The organism is Falsiroseomonas frigidaquae, assembly GCF_012163145.1.
In the GTDB taxonomy this organism is placed as follows: domain Bacteria; phylum Pseudomonadota; class Alphaproteobacteria; order Acetobacterales; family Acetobacteraceae; genus Falsiroseomonas; species Falsiroseomonas frigidaquae.
This window is the reverse complement of record NZ_JAAVTX010000006.1, coordinates 458,614-478,362: the sequence shown is the minus strand read 5'-3', so window position 1 is coordinate 478,362 and position 19,749 is coordinate 458,614. Positions and strand designations below refer to the sequence as shown.

Below are 19,749 nucleotides of genomic sequence, written 5' to 3'. Positions count from 1 at the left end.
TTTCGCCCAAGGTCTGGATGAAGATTGGGAATGCTGGACTCTCAAGGTGACCGAAATCGGCCGCGCTTTCGACGAGATGCATGAAGATGGCGCGGTGCGCCCTGCCTATGCCGGCATCGCCGCCTGGCTACAGGCGCATGGGCTGGAGGCCTTGGCCTCGAAACGGGCGGAGGCGGAGGCGCTGTTCCGCCGCGTCGGCATCACCTTCGCGGTGTATGGCGAAGGCGGTGACCCGGAACGGCTGATCCCCTTCGACGTCATTCCCCGCATCCTGGCCCGTAGCGAATGGAACCGCCTGTCGCTGGGCCTGACCCAGCGCGTGAAGGCGCTGAACATGTTCATGGCGGATGTCTACGGGAAGCAGGAAATCCTGGCCGCCGGGCTGATCCCGCGCGCCCTTGTGCTGGAGAACGAGGCCTATTGCCCGCAGATGCAGGGCTTCCGGCCGCCCGGCGGCATCTACAGCCATATCTCCGGCATCGACCTGGTGCGCACCGATGCGAACGACTTCTACGTGCTGGAGGATAATTGCCGCACCCCCTCCGGCGTCTCCTACATGCTGGAGAATCGGGAGGCGATGCTGCGGCTGTTCCCGTCGCTCTGCTCCAGCCATCGCCTGGCGCCGGTCAGCCATTATGCGGAAGACCTGCTGGAGACGCTGAAGGACGCGGCGCCCCCGAATTGCAAGGGCGAGCCGAGCGTCGCCATCCTCACCCCCGGCCATTTCAACAGCGCCTATTACGAGCATTGCTTCCTGGCCGATGAGATGGGCGTGGAGGTGGTGGAGGGCGCCGACCTGTTCGTGCAGGACGACATCGTCTTCATGCGCACCACCGCCGGACCGAAGCGGGTGGATGTGCTGTATCGCCGCGTCGATGACGACTACCTGGACCCGAAGGTGTTCCGCGCCGACAGCATGCTTGGCGTGCCCGGCATCTTCGCCGCCTACCGCGCCGGCAATGTCACGCTGGCCAATGCGCCGGGTGCGGGCATCGCCGATGACAAGGCGATCTACCCCTTCGTGCCGGAGATGATCCGCTTCTACCTCGGCGAGACGCCGCTGCTGCAGAACGTGCCGACCTTCCTGTGCGAACGGGAGGAAGACCGCGCCTACGTGCTGGCCAATATCGCCGACCTCGTGGTGAAGCTGGCGCGGGGCTCGGGCGGCTACGGCATGCTGATCGGCCCGCACAGCACGGCGGAACAGCGCGCCGAATTCACCCGCCGCATCCTGGAACGGCCGGCGGATTACATCGCCCAGCCGACGCTGGCGCTGTCCACCGTGCCCTGCCTGGCCGGTGAGGAGATCGCGCCGCGCCATGTGGACCTGCGGCCCTATGTGCTGACGGGGAAGGAGGTGCGGATCGTGCCCGGCGGGCTGACCCGCGTGGCGCTGCGGGCGGGATCGCTGGTGGTGAATTCGTCCCAGGGGGGCGGCACCAAGGATACCTGGGTGGTGGAGGACGGCCCAACGCGCAGCCAGTCGCAGTCCCAGTCGCAATCCGGTGGAGGGATGCAGTCCCAGTCGCAATCCCAATCGCAGTCGGGGGGCTGAGCCATGCTGTCCCGCACCGCTGACAGCCTGTACTGGATGGGCCGCTACACCGAACGCGCCGGCAATATCGCGCGTGGCATGCAGGTGGCACTCCGCATGGCCGGGCTGGGCGAAAGCCTAGGCGCCGATCCGGATGGGCCGGAGGATGAGTGGCACAGCCTGCTGGTCGCCGCCGGCGCCGAGCCGGGCTTCCGCGAACACCACCAGGCGGTGACCGGGGAGGCGGTGATCCGCTGGCTGGCGCTGGACCCGCGCAACGGCGCCTCCATCGCCAATTGCATCGAGGCCGCCCGCGGCAATGGCCGCGCCGTGCGCACCGCGCTGACCGTGGATATGTGGGAGGCGTTGAACGACACCTGGCGCGAGATGCGCCTGCTGGCCCCTACCGCGACGGAGCCGGACCGCCTGCCGGGCTTCCTCGACTGGGTCCGCGCCCGTGCGCATCTGTTCAACGGCGCGGCGGCGGACACCATGCTGCGCGACGAGGGCTGGCTGTTCGTGCATCTCGGCGTGATGCTGGAACGCGCGGACAACACCGCCCGCCTGCTGGATTCGAAGCATCGCGCGCTGAGTGGCCCCGACAGCGAAGGTGCCGTGGCCTATGCGCAGTGGCAGGCGCTGCTGCGCTCCGTCTCCGCGTTGCGGTCGTTCCAGTGGCTGTACCACACGCGGCTGCGGCCGGACCTTGTGGCGGAACTGCTGGTGATGCGGCAGGAACTGCCGCGATCGCTGATCTCCTGCCATGCGCGGGTGCAGCGCGTGCTGGAAGGCATTGCCACCGCCACCGGCGGACGGCGCGGCGACCCGCAGCGCATCGCCGGCGAGATCCAGGACCGCCTGACGCGGGGCCACATGCCGGACATCCTGGCGGAGGGCCTGCATGACTGGCTGACGGCGCAGATCGACCGCAACATCGAGCTCGGCCACGCGATCCACGCGCTGTATCTGGATCGGTAGACATGACCTATTGCGTCGGGCTGCTGCTGGATGCCGGGCTGGTGATGCTGTCCGACACCCGCACCAATGCGGGCGTGGACAACATTTCTGTCTTCGGCAAGACCTTCATCGAGGAGAAGCCCGGCGAACGCGCGCTGGTGCTCCTCACGGCCGGCAATCTGGCGGTGACGCAGGCAGTGTGGAACCGCCTGCAGGAAGGCGTGCGGCTGGATGGCGAGTTGCTGAGCCTGGCCGCCGTGCCCAGCATGTTCCGCGCCGCCCAACTCGTCGGCGCCGCGGTGCGGGAGGTGTTCGCTGCGGATGGCCCGGGCCTGCGCAGCCAGGGGCTGAACTTCGACGTCTCCATCCTGCTCGGCGGGCAGATCGGCAGCGCGCCGCCGCGGCTGTTCCTGGTCTATGCCGCGGGCAATTTCATCGAGGCGACGGCGGATACGCCCTTCCTGCAGATCGGCGAGCACAAATACGGCAAGCCGATCCTGGACCGCGTGCTGAGCCCGGCGACGCCGCTGGCCGATGGCGTGACGCTGGCGCTGATCAGCATGGACAGCACGCTGCGATCCAACCTGACCGTCGGTCTGCCGATCGACCTGACGGTGATCCGCCGCGATGCGCTGGCAGTGTCGCTGAAGCGACGGATCACGGAGGATGATCCGTACTTCGCCTTCCTGCGTCAGCGCTGGTCGGAAAGCCTGCGCGAGGCCTACCAGGCGCTGCCGCGGCCAGACTGGCTGGGCTGACTATTCGAGGACTTCCTCCACCGCTGGCGCATCCGCCTGGCCGTAGAGGTAGAAGCCGCGCTTGCGTTCCGGCGTCCAATCCGGGTCGTCCCAGGCGATCATCTTGCCCGGGTTCAGCAGCCCATGCGGGTCCGCCACGCGCTTGAAGTCCAGCTGTTCGGAATCGATCCGCTTCATGCCGCCCTCCTCCAGCGTGAAGGCGTGCGGGTTGAAGATCGGCGCGCCGGCATCCTCGTGGATGCGGATGATCTCGCGCAGCCTTTCCTCCGTCGTGTAGCGCACCAGCTGCAGTCCGAAGCAGGAGACGACGCCGCCGAGGCGCACGAATTCCAGGTGCTGCATCACCTCATCCCCGAACAGCGCGTCCATCTTCGCCACCAGTTCGAAGTGGTGTGGCGCGGGGAACAGGGTCTGCAGATAGGTCAGGCTGCGATCGACCTTCAGGGCCTGCAGCGTGGTGTGGTTCCAGGTGAATTCATACAGCGGCGTCTCCGCCTGTTCCGTCGGCACGGAATACACCTGCCGGCCTCCGAAGCGCTCCAGCAGCGGCGCCAGCAGGTCCAGGAAGGGCTCCGCCACCATCACCAGCGCGGCGGCCTTGCCGGGGGCGACCAGCTGCATGAAGGGCTTGAAGTAGCTCTGCGCCACGCCCGGCGCGACGACGCCGGCCATCTTCTTGGCGATGCCGTCGCTTGCCACCAGTGCTTCGCTGAACCGCGCGGCGGCGATGGTGTCCGGGAACTCGGCCAGCACGTCGATCCAGTCCCAGGCCGGGGCGAGGGGCATCTCCAGCTCGGTGATGATGCCGTTGGTGCCGTAGGCGTGGTTGGCCTTGTCGATCTCGGCGCCGCGCAGCTCCAGCACGCGCGGCGTGGCTTCCATGGTGATGACGCGCAGGCCCAGGATGTTGCCGGCTTCGCGCAGCTTGCCATAGGTGCAGGACCCGATGCCCGACGACCCGCCGGCGATGAAGCCGCCCAGGCTGGCGGTGCGCTTGGTGGAGGGGTGGAAGCGCAGCTCGCCCCGCACCTCCTTGCGCGTGATCGCATCCAGCTCGATCAGCTTGATGCCCGCCTGGGCGCGCACCACGCCGGGCTTCACCCAGACCACGCGATTCAGCCCCATCAGGTCCAGCACCACGCCACCCTTCAGCGGCATGGCCTGGCCGTAATTGCCGGTGCCGGCACCGCGCGGCGTCAGCGGCACCTGGTGCTTCACGCAGGCGGCCATCACGGCGATGACCTCCGCCTCATCCTTCGGGCAGGCCACCGCCTCCGCCGTCACGCCGTTGAGCTGGCGCTTCAGCACGGGGGAGTACCAGAAGAAGTCGCGCGACCGCTGGCGCACCAGCGCCGGGTCGGTGATCCATTCGATGGCGGAGGTTTCCGCCATCACGGCCTGCACGGTCATGCTGCCTCCCCTGGGACGTCTACGGGAGTGAAGTCGCGCATCTTGCCGGGGTTGAGCAGGCCCAGCGGATCGGTGCGCTGCTTGAAGCCAAGCTGGTCGCCCGGCACGCGGCGGTAGTTGCTGCCTTCCTCGATGGTCAGAACATGCGGGTTGGCGATGCCGATGCCCTGCGCCTCGAAGGTCGCCATGATCTCGGCCAGGCGCTCTGCATTGGTCCAGCGGATGACGGGGAGCGCGGACATGGTGAGGCGGCCGCCGAAGCGAACGCATTCGGTGTGCATCCAGACCTCGTCCCGGAAGGGGATGCGCACGGCCTCCACCGCCGCCAGCGTGTCCTCGAAGGGGAAGCGGCATTGCAGGTAGGTGACGCCGCGATCCTTCTTCAGCACCTGCAGCGTCGTGTGGTTCCAGCAGTACTCGTAGAAGGGCGTCGCATCGCCATCGCGCTCGGCCTCCACGGTGGATTGCATCGCAACGATGCTGCCGCCGTGTTCCGCCGCCAGCTCGCGCAGCGCCAGCAGCGCGCCGGGCGCGACCATCACCAGCGCCAGCGCATGGCCGGCGGGCACGGCATCGGCCAGGCCGCGGAAGAAGGGCGGCAGCTGGCTGTCGAAGACGCCGCACATCTTCTTCGGGATGCCATCGGCGAAGGAGAATTCCAGGGCGAAGCGGCTGGCCTGCACGAAATCCGGGAAGGCGATGGCGACGTCGCGCCAATCCTGCGCCGGCGTCAGCGGCACGCGGATGCGCGTCAGCACGCCGGTGGTGCCGTAGGTGCGGTTCACCGGATTGGCCGCAATGCCTTCCAGGTCCAGGATGCAGGGCGGGTCCGTCATCGTGGCGATCCGCGCGCCGCAAAAGTTGCCGCGCTCGCGCATCGTGCCGTGGTGGATGCCGCCCACCCCCGCGCCGCCGCCGGCGACGAAGCCGCCGATGGTCGCGGTGCGCTTGGTCGAGGGCCAGAGCTTCAGCTCCCACCCCCGCTCGCGCGCCCAGAGGTCGAGGTCGATCATCTTCGCCCCGGCCTCCACCTCCACCACGCCATCGGTTATGCCGATGGGCGCCGTCATCGCCGTCATGTCCAGCACGATGCCGCCTTCCATCGGCACGCATTGCCCGTAATTGCCGGTGCCGCCGCCGCGCACCGTCACCGGCACGCGGGCCGTGCGGGCGGCGGCGAGGATGCGGAGAACCTCCGCCTCGTCGCGCGGCCGGACGAAAAGCTCCGCCGCCTTGCCGTCCAGCTGCGCCTTCAGGATCGGGCTGTACCAGTAGAAGTCGCGGCTCTTCTGCCGCAGCAAAGCGCGGTCGGTGGACAGCTCGATGCCATCCAGCGTCGTGGCGAGCGCCGCGATGTCAGCCATGCGGGGCGGGCTCGTTGGCCAGGAAGCCCTCGGCGTCGAAGGCGGCGACCTGGGCCCAGAGCGTCGCCATCTTCTCCGCAGCGAAATCCAGAAGCTGCTCGCCGATTTCGGTGGTGGCCAGCGATGCATCGCCCACCGCGCCGGCCGGGTTGAGGTCCTGCGCCTGCCAGGCCAGCGGCGCGCCGGCATCGGGCGCCATGCCCGGCGCCGCATTGGCCACGCCCTGCCAGCGGCTGACGAAGTTCGTCGCGTTTTCCATCTTCACCAGATGCGGGGTGAGGGCGAGCATCACGCTGGTCTCGTCGCGGCCGGCATGGATGCCGTACTTGCCCTCCACCGGATCCTTCAGCGCCTCCGGCTTGCCCATCCGTGCCCACATGGCGTTGATCGCCAGGATGCCGTGCTGGATGCGGATGCGGCGGCAGGCGATGTCGAGGACGGAGACATTGCCGCCATGGCTGTTGACGATCACCAGCCGCTTCACGCCGGCCCGCGCCACGCTGGCGCCGATATCCGTCACCAGCGCCAGCAGCGTCTCGGGCGAGGTGGTGACGGTGCCGGGGAAGCGCAGATGCTCCACCGAACAGCCCACGCATTGCGTCGGCAGCACCAGCACGGGCAGGCCAGGGTCCGCCACCTTCAGTGTGCGGGCGATGACGCCCTGGTTGATGGTGGTGTCCACGGACACCGGCAGATGCGGGCCGTGCTGTTCGATGGACGCCACCGGCAGCACGGCGACGGTGTTGGCCGGCAGGTCGCGGAAGGCCGGCCAGGGCAGGTCCTGCCAGTAGCGGGTGGGAAGCGGTGCCATGGCAGGGGGCCTTTCGCGATGCGCCTCAGGCCTGCCGCAGGTCGGCGGCCGGGGGCAGGTAGGACGGGTCGTAGATATCCGAGGCCGGCAGCGGGCGCGAGATGCCGAAGGCGTCCCGCACCGCGTCGATGCTGCGCTGCAGGCGTTGCGTGTCCACCTGGCCGAAGCCCACCTGGCGGACGCGCGGCGTGAAGGTCAGCCGGTCCAGCGCCATGCGCAGGCGTTCCGTCTCCAGCGGCACGTCGGTCAGCGGCTCGCGCCGGCGGAGGTTGGCGATGGTGGCGCCCGGGTCGCGCAGGCTGTCGTATTGCGCGCGGATCAGGCCGCGGATCAGGCCGGTGACGGCGGCGGGGTTGGCCGCGGCCCAGCGACGGGTGGTGATCATCGAGGTGGCGAAGAAATCGGCGCCGACATCGCTGAACAGCATGGTCACGATGTCCTGCTCCGCCACGCCCAGCCCGCGCAGGGAGAAGATGCCGGAGGTTATGAAGCCGGTGATGGCGTTCACCCGGCCCTGCGCCAGCATCGGCTCCCGCAGCTGCGGCGTCACGCTCTGCCAGCGGACGGAGGCGGGGTCGAAGCCGGCGGCCTTGGCGAAGGCGGGGAACAACTGCCGCCCGGCATCGGATTCCGGCGCGGCGAGCGTCTTGCCCACCAGATCGGCCGGGGTGCGGATATTCTCCCGCCGCAGGGTCATCACGGCCAGCGCGGTGGCGTCATGGATGATGAAGGGGGTGAAGAGGTCGCTCTCCGGCCGCTCCAGCTTCATGCGGATGGTCGGGTTCAGGTCGGCGACGCCGACATCATAGGCGCCGGCGGAGATCTTCACCGGCACGTCGCCGGAGCCGAAGCCGCGATCCATGGTGACGTTCAGCCCCGCCTCGCGGAAATAGCCGCGATCGAGCGCCAGCACGAAGGCGCCCTGCGGGCCCTGCAGGGCCCAGTCCAGGCTGAAGCGGACATTGGTCAGCGACTGTGCATGAACAGCGGGGGCCTGCACCGCGCGGGCGGCGAGGGCGGCGGAGCCGATCAGGGCAAGGGCTTGGCGGCGGCGCATCATGACGGTCCCGGGAGGTTGTGGTTGCGGCGCTGTTAGCAAGGGGAGCGCGGGCAGTGGAAGGCCCGTCTGCCCGAAGCATCGGCGATACAGGCTGAATTTGCCTTTGCATTGTGCTGGGTGGTGATGGAATGGGCGATATTGTCGCGCGGCGGTCCATGCGGCGCTTGCCTCGTCCGGGCCGGATTTGCAGGCTGGCGCCGTATTCCCCGCAGGGATCGACCCGATGCTCGCCACCGCCACGCCCTTGCTGCGCCGCTTCTGGTACCCGGTGATGCCGGTGGCCCATCTGGCCGAGGGGCCGAAGCCCTTCCGCCTGCTCGGCCAGGACCTGGTGATCTGGCTGGACGGAGACGGCAACCCGGCCGCCATGGATGACCGCTGCTGCCATCGCACGGCCAGGCTCTCCAAGGGCTTCTACGCCTCCGGCCGCCTCGCCTGCGGCTATCATGGCTGGGAATTCGCCGCCGATGGCCGCGTCATGCGCGTGCCGCAGCGGCCCGTGGACCGGCAGGGCGCCACCAATATGCGCGTGCCTGCCTACCGCGCCGCGCTGCGCTACGGCCATGTCTGGGTGGCGCTGGAGGACCCGCTGCATCCGCTGCCGGATTTCGAGGAGGAGGGCCTCGGCTTCCGCCGCATCGACGAGTTCCATGAGGTCTGGAACTGCGCCGGCCTGCGCCTGATGGAGAACAGTTTCGACAATGCCCACTTCGCCTTCGTCCACCGCGCGAGCTTCGGCGACCAGGGGCACCCGGAACCGGCGAAGCTGGAGATCGAGGAACACGCGGACGGCTTCATGATGATCACGGAGGTTCCGGTGCGGAATCCCGAGATCCAGAAGAAGGTCCTGAACATGGACAGCGACACCACCATCCGCCACATGCGCGGCCGCTGGTACGCGCCGTTCCTGCGCAAGCTGCGGATCGTCTATCCGAACGGCCTGTCCCACTCCATCGTCACCTGCGCCACGCCGATCGACGACGGAAGCTCCATGGTCGTGCAATTCGTCTTCCGCAACGACACGGAGGAGCAGGCCAAGGCGGCGGATGTCGTCGCCTTCGACCGCATCGTGACGAATGAGGACCGCGACATCCTGGAATCCACCGACCCGGATGTGCCGCTGGACCAGACGGGCATCGAGATGAACATGCCGAGCGACCGCCCCGGCGTGCTGATGCGGCGGATGCTGGCGCAGATGATCGCCGCCGAGGCCAAGGTGCCGCAGCCCGCCTGACCTCCGCCTGAACGAGCCGGGGGCGGATCCGCTGCCGGCTTGACCGCGGCGCCGGCCGGGCCCCAGCCTTCCGGCAACGGAGGGAAAGCCAGCGCCATGCCGCCATTGCCGCGCCTGTCGGGCGTGCACCCGATCCTCTACGCCTACTACCAGCCGGATGGCCGGCTGGACCGCGCGGCGCTGGAGCGCCAGGTGGATCTGTGCCTCGCCGCCGGCTGCCAGGGCATCGCCGTGCTCGGCCTGGTGACGGAGGTGTTCCGGCCCTCCACCGCGGAGCGCCTCGACATCGTGGCATGGGCCGCCGCCCGCATCGCCGGCCGCGTGCCGCTGATGGCGACGGTGGCGGAGGTCTCGGTGCACGGCCAGCTCGACTTCATCGCGGAGGCGAAGGCGCGCGGGGCGGATTGGGTGGTGCTGCAGCCGCCGCCGGTGAAGGGCGTGGCGGAGAGCGAGATCCTGCGCTTCCTCGGCACCGTGGCGGATCGCGCGGTGCTGCCGGTGGGCATCCAGAACAACCCGCTGATGATGGATGTCTCCGTCTCCGATTCCGCGCTGCTGGCGCTGCACCGCAACCACCCGAACATCCGCTTCATGAAGGCGGAGGGTGCCGCGGTCTCCGTCGCCGCCTTCGCGCTGGAAGCGAGCCGGAGCTGCGACGTCTTCGCCGGCCATGGCGGGCTGGAATGGCCGACGGCGCTGCGCAGCGGCTGCCAGGGCCTGATACCCGCGCCGGAGCTGGTGGACGCGCAGGTGGCGATCTGGCGGCTGTGGTCGGCGGGCGAGACGGAGCGGGCGGAGGCGCTGCACCGCGCCATCCTGCCCATCATCGTCTTCATGTCCCGCTCCCTGCCGCTGCTGCTGGCATATGGCAAGCGGCTGATGGCGCTGCGGATGGGGCTGGACCCCGTGCATCCAAGGCTGCCGGAACCCGCCGTCTCCGCCTTCGGCCTGGAGGAGATCGGCCGTTTCGCCGCGCTGCTCGGCCCGCTGGCGGACCAGCCGGCGCCGCTTTCCCCGGCGCTTCGGCGCCTCGCCGGGATGGCGTAGCGCGCAACCCGAAGGGTGCCTCTGCGTTCCCGGCGCTGAACCGGGAGCGTCGTCGCAGAATGAACCAGATCTCCGCGGGGCCGCGCCCGGCCGCGCAGCATCTCCTCGACCGCTATCGTTCCGTCCGCGCCAGGACGGAGGCACTGGCCGCGAAGCTGTCGCCCGAGGACCAGGTTGTGCAGTCCATGCCGGATTGCAGCCCGACCAAATGGCATCGCGCCCACACCACCTGGTTCTTCGAGACCTTCCTGCTGCTGCCCTTCCTGCCCGGCGCGACCAGGGTTCGGGAGGAGTATGCGCTGCTGTTCAACAGCTACTACGTCGCCGCCGGCCCGCGCCATGCGCGCCCGCAGCGCGGCATGATCACCCGCCCGGATTGCGCCGCCGTCACCGCCTATCGCGCCGCGGTTGACGAGGCGATGGGGCGCCTGCTGCGGGATGCGCCGGCGGAGGCGCTGCATCTGGTGGAACTCGGCCTGCAGCATGAGGAGCAGCACCAGGAATTGCTGCTGACGGATGCGCTGCATGCGCTGTCCCTCAACCCGCTGCGCCCGGCCTATGACGCCGCCTGGCGCGACCCTGCCACGGATGCCGCGCCGCAAGCGATGCTGGCGGGGCCGGAGGGCGTGGTCGAGATCGGCCATGACGGCATCGGCTACGCCTTCGACAACGAGACCCCGCGGCATCGCCACTTCCTCGCCCCCTTCCGCGTCGCCAACCGCCTGGTGACCAATGCCGAATGGCAGGGCTTCATCGCCGATGGCGGCTATCGCAGCCCGCTGCTGTGGATGAGCGATGGCTGGGCCGCCTGCCAGGCGCAGGGGTGGGAGGCGCCGCTGTATTGGGAAAACCGCGACAGCGCCTGGCACGCCTTCGGCCCCGGTGGCCTGCGCCCGATGGACCCGGCCCAGCCCGTCCGCCACATCTCCTGGTACGAGGCCGACGCTTTCGCCCGCTGGTCCGGCAAGCGCCTGCCGACCGAACAGGAATGGGAGGCCGCTGCGGGCCTGCCCGGCTTCGCCGAGGCCGAGGGCATTGCCTGGCAATGGACCGGCAGCGCCTATCGCCCCTATCCCGGCTTCCGGCCGTGGGAGGGGGCGGTCGGCGAGTACAACGGCAAGTTCATGGTGAACCAGATGGTGCTGCGCGGCGGGTCGCTGGCGACCGCGCCGGGCCATCCCCGCGCCAGCTACCGCAACTTCTTCCCCCCCGATGCCCGGTGGCAGTTCACCGGCCTCCGCCTGGCGGAGGATGCGGCATGAGCGACGTCACCGTCCTGCACCCCGCCTTGGCCGCCGATGCGCTCGCCGGCCTGTCCGCCGCCCGCAAGACGCTGCCCTGCAAATGGCTCTACGACGCGGAAGGCACCCGGCTGTTCGAGGCGATCACCCGCCTGCCGGAATACTACCCGACCCGGACCGAGGTGCTGATCCTGGACCAGCGCGGCGCCGAAATCGCGGAGGCCATCGGCCGCGGCGCCGCGGTGGTGGAATTCGGCCCCGGCGATGGCGCCAAGGCGGTGCAACTGCTGCGCGCCCTGGAAGCGCCCTGCGCCTACCTGCCGGTGGATATCGCGCCCGAATGGCTGGATGCGGTGGCGGCGCGGGTTTCCGCCGCCTTCCCGGGGCTGCCGGTGCGGCCGGTGGTGGCGGATTTCACCCGCGCCTTCGAATTGCCGCCGCATGGCGGTGGCAGTGCCGCACGGCTCGGCTTCTTCTCCGGCTCCACCATCGGCAACTTCGAGCCGCCGGAAGCGGTGGCCTTCCTCGCCCGTGCCCGCGCCACGCTGGGCCGTGGCGCCCGCATGCTGCTCGGCGCCGACCTGGTGAAGGAGGAGGCGATCCTGGAGGCCGCCTATGATGATGCCGCCGGCGTCACCGCCGCCTTCAACCTGAACCTGCTGACCAGGCTGAACCGGGAAGCCGGGGCGGATTTCGACCTCGACGCCTTCGACCACGCCGCCCGCTGGAACGCGGCGCGGGAGCGGATCGAGATGCACCTCGTCTCCCGCCGCGCGCAGCCGGTCCAGGTGGCCGGGCGGGTGTTCCACTTCGCGGCGGGGGAGAGCATCCACACCGAGAGCAGCCACAAATACCGCCCCGACCGCCTGCGCCAGATCGCGGCGGCCGCCGGCTGGCGGGACGCGACCATGTGGTCCGACCCGGCTGAGATGTTTTCCGTCTGGTTGCTGGAAGCCTGACCGGAACTCACCGCCGCCTTCCGCGTTGAGGCAAGGTAAAGCGGGAGGAAACACCATGCCACCAAACCGTTCACGCAGTGTCCTGCTGGTGGAGGATGAGGGGCTGGTGGCCCTCGCCGCCGAGGAGGCCCTGCAGGACGAGGGCTTCCGTGTCTGCGGCACCGCCGCGACAGAAGCCGCGGCGCTGCGCCTCGCCGCCGAGCATGCGCCGGATTTCGCCGTGGTGGATCTCGATCTCGGCCAGGGGGGCAGCGGGCTGAAGGTGGGCCGTGCCCTCGCCGCCGGCGGTGTCCAGGTGCTCTACGCTACGGGCCACGGCCCTGCCTGGCGGCAGGAGATGGAGGATACCGGCGCCCGCGCCTGCCTGTCCAAGCCCTACGCGCCTGGCGATGTGCCGCAGGCGCTGGAGGCCCTGGCCCGCCTCCGGCTCGGCGATGCCCCCCGGCGTTTGCCGAGGGAGATGCACCTGTTCGTCGACTGAGGCGCGGCCCCCCCCCGGGGCCGGCCCGAGGCCTCAGCTGTCGGAGGGGAAGGGCGGCGGGGCGGTGCCGGCCAGGAGGGCAGTGCGCGCGGCCGTCAGGATGAGGCGCCCCCCGGCTTCCGGGTGCAGCACCAGCAACAGCAGGGACCGGCCGGTCACCAGGTAGGGGTGGCCGAATTCGAAGGGCTCCGGCTCATCCAGCCCCGGCTTGTTGGTATCCACCAGCAGCAGCCAGCGCTGCCCGGCCGGCGGTTCCGGCAGGGAGAACTCCACCACGTCGTGATGCGCATTCAGTACCAGCAGCAGCGTCGCATCCCCGGCCGGGCGGCGGATGCGGGTGGCCTGGGCGCGGCCGTCCAGCAGCATGCCGAAGCAGCGCGCATTGGCATCGTCCCAATGGCCTTCCTCCATCTCGGTGCCGGAGGGCGTCAGCCAGGTGACGTCCTTGATGCCCAGATCCTCGTCCAGATCCCCGTTCAGGAAGCGGGCGCGGCGCAGCACCGGGAAGTTCTGCCGCAGCGCGATCAGCTTGCGGGTGAAGCCGGCCAGTTCACGCCCATTGGCATCGATGCCGGCCCAGTCGAGCCAGGCGATCTCGTTGTCCTGGCAGTAGACGTTGTTGTTGCCCTGCTGCGTATGGCCGAATTCGTCGCCGCCCAGCAGCATCGGCGTGCCCTGGGACAGCAGCAGCGTCGCCAGCATGTTGCGCTTCTGGCGCTCGCGCAGGGCGATGATCTCCGGGTCGTCGGTCGGGCCTTCGACGCCGTGGTTCCAGGACAGGTTGTGGTCGTGCCCGTCCTGGCCGCCCTCGCCATTCGCCTCGTTGTGCTTGTCGTTGTAGCTGACCAGGTCGTGCAGCGTGAAACCATCATGCGCCGTGATGAAGTTCACGCTGGACCATGGCTTGCGGCCGCGCCGGTCGAACAGGTCGCCGGAGGCCGAGAGCCGCCAGGCGATATCGCCGGTCTTGCCCTCGTCGCCCTTCCAGAAGGCGCGCACGGTGTCGCGGAAGCGGTCGTTCCATTCGGCCCAGCCGGGCGGGAAGCCGCCCACCTGATAGCCGCCGGGGCCGCAATCCCAGGGCTCGGCGATCAGCTTGACGCGTGACAGAACCGGATCCTGGCGGCAGCTGTCCAGGAAGCCGCCACCCTCGTCGAAGCCATGCGCCTCCCGCCCCAGGATGGTCCCCAGGTCGAAGCGGAAGCCATCCACGCGCATCTCGGTCGCCCAGTAGCGCAGGCTGTCGGTGACCATCTGCAGCACCCGGGGATGCGAGAGGTTCAGCGTGTTCCCGGTGCCGGTGTCGTTGATGTAGTAGCGTGGCTCGTCGTGCACGAGGCGATAGTAGCTGGCGTTGTCGATGCCCTTGAAGGACAGCATCGGCCCGCGCTCATTGCCCTCCGCCGTGTGGTTGTACACAACGTCCAGGATCACCTCGAGCCCGCCATCATGCAGCCGGGCTACCATCTCCTTGAACTCGGAGAAGGCGAAGGCCGGGTTGCGCGCGTAGCGCCGGCCCGGGGAGAAGAAGGAGATGGTGTTGTAGCCCCAGTAGTTGGTCAGCCCCTTGTCCAGCAGGAACTGGTCATTGACGAAGGTGTGCACCGGCAGCAATTCGACGGCGGTCACGCCAAGCCCGCGCAGGTAGTCCACCGCCTCCGGCGAGGCGAGGCCGGCATAGGTGCCGCGCATATGCTCGGGCAGCGTCGGATGCGTCTTGGTGAAGCCCTTCACATGGGTCTCGTAGATGATGGTGCGGTCCCACGGCACCGCCGGACTGCGTTCCCGGCCCCAGGTGAAGGCCGGGTCGATGACGCGGCATTTGGGAACCAGCGGGCCGCTGTCGCGCGTGTCGAAGGTCAGGTCGTCGCCGGATTCCAGCTGGTAGCCGAAGCATTCCGGGCCCCAGGTCAGGTCGCCGACGATGGCGCGCGCATAGGGGTCCAGCAGCAGCTTGTTCGGGTTGAACCGGTGCCCGGCATCCGGCGCGTGCGGGCCATGCACGCGGTAGCCGTAGATGGTGCCGGGGCGAGCTTCCGGCAGATAGCCGTGCCAGACCTCATCCGTGTATTCCGGCAGCTCGATCCGCTCCAGCTCCGTCGAGCCGGTGTCGTCGTACAGGCACAGCTCCACCTTGGTGGCGTGCGCCGAGAACAGCGCGAAATTTACTCCCAGCCCATCCCAGGTGGCACCCAGCGGGAAGGGCAGCCCCTCACGGATGCGGGAGCGCCGCATCATGTGCGGCGATGCCACCAAGCTACGTATCCGCATCAACAATCCCCATTCGCCACGACGTTCCAGATCGGAACGGAAACCCGATGCACAACACTGAACCGGGCGGAACGTTCCCATCGACCCGGCAGGAGAATTTTTCGGTGCAAGATGGAACGAAGGCCTCCGCGGCCGGTTTGCGGCCCATGACCTCCGCGCTTCGTTCCCCCTCCATGCCCTTCGGTGCCACACTTCTATCGGGCGGCGGCGTCCGGTTCGGCCTCTGGGCGCCGTCCCATGACAGCATAGGCCTGGAACTGGACGGCGCCACGCCGCGGCCGATGCTAGCTGAGCCCGGTGGCTGGCATGCGCTGGAGGTGCCGGAGGCCGCGGCCGGCACACGCTACCGGTTCGTGCTGCCGGATGGCCTGCGCGTACCGGACCCGGCATCCCGTCATCAGCCGGAGGATGTTCACGGCCCGAGCGAGGTTGTGGACCCCGCCGCGCATCGCTGGACCGATGGCGGCTGGCGCGGCCGCCCCTGGGCGGAAGCGGTGGTCTATGAACTGCACATCGGCGCCTTCACGCCGCAGGGCAGCTTCCGCGCGGCGATCGAGCGCCTGCCGCACCTGGCGTCGCTCGGCGTCACCGCGATCCAGATCATGCCGGTGGCGGATTTCCCGGGCGGCCGGAACTGGGGCTATGACGGCGTGCTGCCCTTCGCCCCCGATGCCAGCTATGGCCGGCCGGAGGATCTGAAGGCGCTGGTGCAGGCGGCGCACGGCCACGGGCTGATGGTGCTGCTGGACGTGGTGTACAACCATTTCGGGCCGGAGGGCGCCTACCTCCACGCCATCGCGCCGCAGGCTTTCACGGATCGCCACAAGACGCCCTGGGGCGCCGCGCTGAATTTCGACGGCGCGGATGCCGGCCCGGTACGGGACTTCTTCATCCACAACGCGCTGTACTGGATCGAGGAATTCCACCTCGACGGGCTGCGGCTGGATGCGGTGCACGCCATCATCGACGACAGCCCGCGCCACCTGCTGGACGAGCTCGCCGAGCGGGTGCGGGCCGCCGTGCCGGACCGGCCGGTGCATCTGGTGCTGGAGAATGAGGAGAACCAGGCGTCGCGCCTGACGCCCGCGCATTACACGGCGCAGTGGAACGACGACGTACATCATGTGCTGCATGTCGCCGCCACCGGGGAACGCAGCGGCTACTACGCCGACTACCAGGGCAACACGGAACTGCTGGGCCGCGCCTTGGCCGAAGGCTTCGCCTTCCAGGGCGAGATGATGCCCTATCGCGGCCACCCGCGCGGCGAACCCAGCGCCGGCCTGCCCCCCGCCGCTTTCATCGCCTTCCTGCAGAACCACGACCAGATCGGCAACCGCGCCTTCGGCGACCGGCTTTCGCACATCGCACCGGCCGCGGCGGTGCGGGCGGTGGGCGCCGTCGCGCTGCTGCTGCCGCAGGTGCCGATGCTGTTCATGGGCGAGGAATGGGCCGCGGCGCAGCCCTTTCCCTTCTTCTGCGATTTCGGACCGGACCTGGCCGATGCGGTGCGCGAGGGCCGCCGCGCCGAATTCGCCCGGTTCCCCGAATTCGCCGACCCCGCCACGCGCGAACGCATTCCGGACCCGCTGGCCGAGGCCACCTTCGCCAGCGCCAAGCTCGGCTGGGAGGATATGGCGAAGCCGGAACATGCGGAGGCGCTGGCCTGGCACCGCGCCATCCTGGCCGTGCGCCACGCCGAGATCATCCCGCACCTGCCCGGCATCCGGCAGGGCGGCACCTGGCGCGTTCTCGCGCCCGGCGCGGTGGACATCGCCTGGGCCTTGCCGGATGGCGGCACGCTGCGCCTGCGCACCAACCTGTCCGACACACCCCTCGCCAGCACCACAGAGACCGGCCGCGTGATCTGGCGGGAAGGGGAGGGCCTCGGCCCCTGGAGCACGTGCTGGTCGATCGAGGAATCCGCATGACCGACGCCGTGATGCCGCGCGCCACCTATCGCCTGCAATTCCATGCGGGCTTCCGCTTCGCGGATGCCGCCGCGCTGGCGCCCTACCTGGCGCGGCTCGGCATCAGCCATGTCTATGCCTCGCCCTGGCTGAAGGCGCGGCCAGGCAGCACGCATGGCTATGACATCGTCGATCACACCGCCTTCAACCCGGAACTGGGGACGGAGGCGGATTTCCGCGCCATGGCTGCGGCTTTCAAGGCGAATGGGCTCGGCCAGATCCTGGATTTCGTACCCAACCACATGGGCGTCGGCGGGGCGGACAATCCCTGGTGGCTGGATGTGCTGGAATGGGGCGAGGCCTCCGACTTCGCCGGCTGGCTCGACATCGACTGGCAGCAGGGCCGGTTGCTGGTGCCCTTCCTGGGCGACCAGTACGGCGCGGTGCTGGAGGCCGGGCAACTCGAACTCCGCTTCGATGCGGAGGCCGGCAGCTTCGCGATCTGGGCCTATGGCACGCACAAGCTGCCGATCTGCCCGCTGCATTATGGCCGGGTCCTGGGCGAGGACGACCCGGCGCTGGAGCGGCTGGGCGACGCCTTCGCCGGGCTGCCCGAATGGCGCCCGCGGGTAGCCGCGCGCGCCCGCGACCTGCAGGGCGGCCTGGCGCAGATGGTGGCCCGCGACGCGGCGCTGCGCGGCGCGGTGGACCGGGCGGTGGCCGCGCTGAATGCGGATAAGGGGTTGCTGGATGCGCTGATCCGCGACCAACACTGGCGCGCCGCACATTTCCGCGTCGCGGCGGACGACATCAACTACCGCCGCTTCTTCAACATCAACGAACTCGCCGGGCTGCGGATGGAATTGCCGGAGCTGTTCGAGCATGCCCACCGCCTGGTCTTCGCCTTGCTGGCGGATGGTACGCTGGACGGGCTGCGGATCGACCATGTGGACGGGCTGCTCGACCCCAAGGGCTACCTGCTGACGCTGCGCGAGGCCGCGCCGCGGCCCTTCTACCTGGTGGTGGAGAAGATCCTGGCGCGGCATGAGGCGCTGCGCGCCGATTGGCCGGTGCAGGGCACCACCGGCTATGAATTCGCCAACCTCGTGATGGGCCTGCTGGTCGACCCGCAGGGCGAGGCGGCGCTGAGCAGCCTCTATGCCGATTTCACCGGGGCGGAGCAGGATTTCGACGCCATCGTGCTCGACTGCAAGCTGCGGATCATGCGGAACGAGATGGCGGGCGAACTGGCGATGCTGGCGAAGGGGGCCGCGCAGATCGCGCAGCAGACCCCGCGCAGCGCCGATTTCACCCGCAACATCCTCTCGCGCGGCCTGGCTGCCATCGTCGCCGGCTTCGCCGTCTACCGCACCTATGTCGATGCCGCGGCGCCGCCCACGGCGGATGACCGGCGCGAGATCGAGGTGGCGGTCGCAGCGGCGCGGCGGCAGGAACCGGACCTCGACCCCAGCGTCTTCGACTTCCTGCACCGCTTGCTGACCACCGACCTGGTGGCGCAGCCGCGCAGCGGCTTCGCGCGCCATGCGGTGCAGCGCCTGGCGATGAAGGTGCAGCAATACAGTGGCCCGATCATGGCCAAGGGCCTCGAGGACACCGCCTTCTACCGCTACAACCGCATGGTGGCGCTGAACGAGGTGGGCGGGCATCCGGACCATTTCGGCCTGACGCTGGAGGAATTCCACGCCGCCAACACGGAGCGGGCGCGGGACTGGCCGCTGGCCATGCTGTCCACCTCCACCCATGACACCAAGCGCGGCGAGGACACCCGCGCGCGGCTGCTGGTGCTGGCCGGCATGCCGGAGGAATGGGCGAGCCGGGTGCAGGAATGGTCCCGCATCCTGCGCTCGGCACACGGCATGGGCGCGCCGGACCGCAACGACGAATACCTGTTCTACCAGCTTCTGCTCGGCGCCTGGCCGGCCGATGGCGGCGCCGCGGCGATGGTGGAGCGGCTGGAGGGCGCCATGGTGAAGTCGATGCGGGAGGCCAAGCGCCACTCCAACTGGGCGTCACCCGACCAGGCGTATGAGGAGGCGACGCTCGGCTTCGTCCGGCACGCGCTGGCAAGCCAGCCCTTCCTCGCTGCCTTCCTGCCCTTCCAGGAGCGTGTGGCCCGGCTCGGCCTGCGGAACAGCCTGGTGCAGACCGCCCTGAAGCTGACCCTGCCCGGGGTGCCGGACATCTATCAGGGCGCCGAGATGTGGGACCTCAGCCTGGTCGATCCGGATAATCGCAGGCCCGTGGACTATGCGCGGCGTGACGCGGCATTGGCAGCGGTACAGGCGGCGCTGCGGCAGGACCGGGCTGGGGCGATGCGGGCGATGGCCGCGGATTGGCGCGACGGGCGGCTGAAGCTTGCCCTGACCGCTACGCTGCTGGCGCATCGGGCCGCCGAACCCACCTTGTACGCCGAGGGAAGCTACCAGCCGCTGCAGGCCAGCGGCCCCGCCGCGCAGCGCCTCTGCGGCTTCATCCGGCAGCGCGGCGATACGGAACTGCGTGTGGTGGCCGCGCGATTCGCCGGCGACGCGGCCTGGGAGGCGACGACGCTGGACTGGCCGGGCCAGGCCGCGGATTGGCAGGACCTGCTGACAGGGCAGTCCATCCGTCCATCCGGCGGGCTGAAAGCCTCCGACGCATTGCGCGACCTGCCGGTGGCGGTCTTCATCCGACGCCGCTGAACGACTGGGCTTT

General features: G+C 69.4%; 15 protein-coding genes. 10 read left to right on the top strand and 5 right to left on the bottom strand.

The window, feature by feature from the left end; translation table 11 throughout:
* Nucleotides 1–46: 46 nt before the first annotated feature.
* From HB662_RS21780 to HB662_RS21770, 3 genes are read left to right on the top strand one after another with little or no spacing between them, the layout of a single operon-like run.
* Nucleotides 47–1,555, top strand: coding sequence for a circularly permuted type 2 ATP-grasp protein (locus HB662_RS21780; RefSeq protein ID WP_456305486.1), 1,509 nt, complete (start codon nucleotides 47–49; stop codon nucleotides 1,553–1,555).
* 3 nt (nucleotides 1,556–1,558) lie between these two features.
* Complete coding sequence (locus HB662_RS21775; RefSeq protein WP_168052732.1) at nucleotides 1,559–2,512, top strand: alpha-E domain-containing protein; 954 nt, start codon at nucleotides 1,559–1,561, stop codon at nucleotides 2,510–2,512.
* Between the two features lie 2 nt (nucleotides 2,513–2,514).
* On the top strand, nucleotides 2,515–3,249 hold the full coding sequence (locus HB662_RS21770; RefSeq protein WP_168052730.1) for a proteasome-type protease: 735 nt from the start codon (nucleotides 2,515–2,517) through the stop codon (nucleotides 3,247–3,249).
* Here HB662_RS21770 and HB662_RS21765 read toward each other — a convergent pair whose 3' ends face one another.
* From HB662_RS21765 to HB662_RS21750, 4 genes are read right to left on the bottom strand one after another with little or no spacing between them, the layout of a single operon-like run.
* On the bottom strand, nucleotides 3,250–4,659 hold the full coding sequence (locus tag HB662_RS21765) for an FAD-binding oxidoreductase (RefSeq protein ID WP_168052728.1): 1,410 nt from the start codon (nucleotides 4,657–4,659) through the stop codon (nucleotides 3,250–3,252). It lies immediately after the preceding gene.
* Nucleotides 4,656–6,023 (bottom strand): FAD-binding oxidoreductase, encoded by a 1,368-nt coding sequence (locus HB662_RS21760; RefSeq protein WP_168052726.1) that lies wholly within the window; start codon nucleotides 6,021–6,023, stop codon nucleotides 4,656–4,658. The genes HB662_RS21765 and HB662_RS21760 overlap by 4 nt, the downstream gene beginning before the upstream one ends.
* The gene (locus HB662_RS21755; RefSeq protein WP_168052724.1) at nucleotides 6,016–6,834 is read right to left on the bottom strand and encodes a creatininase family protein; all 819 of its coding nucleotides are present in this window, start codon (nucleotides 6,832–6,834) and stop codon (nucleotides 6,016–6,018) included. Before HB662_RS21755 ends, HB662_RS21760 begins: the two co-directional genes overlap by 8 nt.
* A 25-nt stretch (nucleotides 6,835–6,859) precedes the next feature.
* Nucleotides 6,860–7,891, bottom strand: coding sequence for an ABC transporter substrate-binding protein (locus HB662_RS21750; RefSeq protein ID WP_168052722.1), 1,032 nt, complete (start codon nucleotides 7,889–7,891; stop codon nucleotides 6,860–6,862).
* Between the two features lie 226 nt (nucleotides 7,892–8,117).
* Between HB662_RS21750 and HB662_RS21745 the strand changes: the two genes are divergently transcribed.
* From HB662_RS21745 to HB662_RS21725, 5 genes are all read left to right on the top strand, one after another.
* Nucleotides 8,118–9,128, top strand: coding sequence for an aromatic ring-hydroxylating dioxygenase subunit alpha (locus tag HB662_RS21745; protein WP_168052720.1), 1,011 nt, complete (start codon nucleotides 8,118–8,120; stop codon nucleotides 9,126–9,128).
* Between the two features lie 96 nt (nucleotides 9,129–9,224).
* Nucleotides 9,225–10,175 carry a dihydrodipicolinate synthase family protein gene (locus HB662_RS21740; RefSeq protein WP_168052718.1) on the top strand — a complete coding sequence of 317 codons (951 nt, stop codon included), beginning with the start codon at nucleotides 9,225–9,227 and terminating at the stop codon, nucleotides 10,173–10,175.
* A gap of 59 nt (nucleotides 10,176–10,234) precedes the next feature.
* Nucleotides 10,235–11,437, top strand: a complete 1,203-nt coding sequence (gene egtB / locus HB662_RS21735) for an ergothioneine biosynthesis protein EgtB (protein WP_168052716.1) — start codon at nucleotides 10,235–10,237, stop codon at nucleotides 11,435–11,437.
* On the top strand, nucleotides 11,434–12,375 hold the full coding sequence (gene egtD, locus HB662_RS21730) for an L-histidine N(alpha)-methyltransferase (protein WP_168052714.1): 942 nt from the start codon (nucleotides 11,434–11,436) through the stop codon (nucleotides 12,373–12,375). Before egtB ends, egtD begins: the two co-directional genes overlap by 4 nt.
* 55 nt (nucleotides 12,376–12,430) lie before the next feature.
* Nucleotides 12,431–12,856 (top strand): response regulator, encoded by a 426-nt coding sequence (locus tag HB662_RS21725; RefSeq protein ID WP_168052712.1) that lies wholly within the window; start codon nucleotides 12,431–12,433, stop codon nucleotides 12,854–12,856.
* 33 nt (nucleotides 12,857–12,889) lie between these two features.
* Here the strand turns inward: HB662_RS21725 and glgX are convergent, their stop codons facing one another.
* Nucleotides 12,890–15,091, bottom strand: coding sequence for a glycogen debranching protein GlgX (gene glgX / locus HB662_RS21720; RefSeq protein ID WP_209443438.1), 2,202 nt, complete (start codon nucleotides 15,089–15,091; stop codon nucleotides 12,890–12,892).
* Nucleotides 15,092–15,273: 182 nt separating this feature from the next.
* On the opposite strand from glgX, the gene treZ reads away from it, so the two are divergent.
* Both treZ and treY read left to right on the top strand, forming a co-directional pair.
* Entirely contained in the window at nucleotides 15,274–17,055 is a 1,782-nt protein-coding gene (gene treZ, locus HB662_RS21715; protein ID WP_245185797.1) for a malto-oligosyltrehalose trehalohydrolase, read from the top strand.
* A complete protein-coding gene (treY, locus tag HB662_RS21710) occupies nucleotides 17,052–19,736 on the top strand; it encodes a malto-oligosyltrehalose synthase (RefSeq protein ID WP_168052708.1) in 2,685 nt (894 codons plus the stop codon). The genes treZ and treY overlap by 4 nt, the downstream gene beginning before the upstream one ends.
* Nucleotides 19,737–19,749 lie beyond the last annotated feature (13 nt).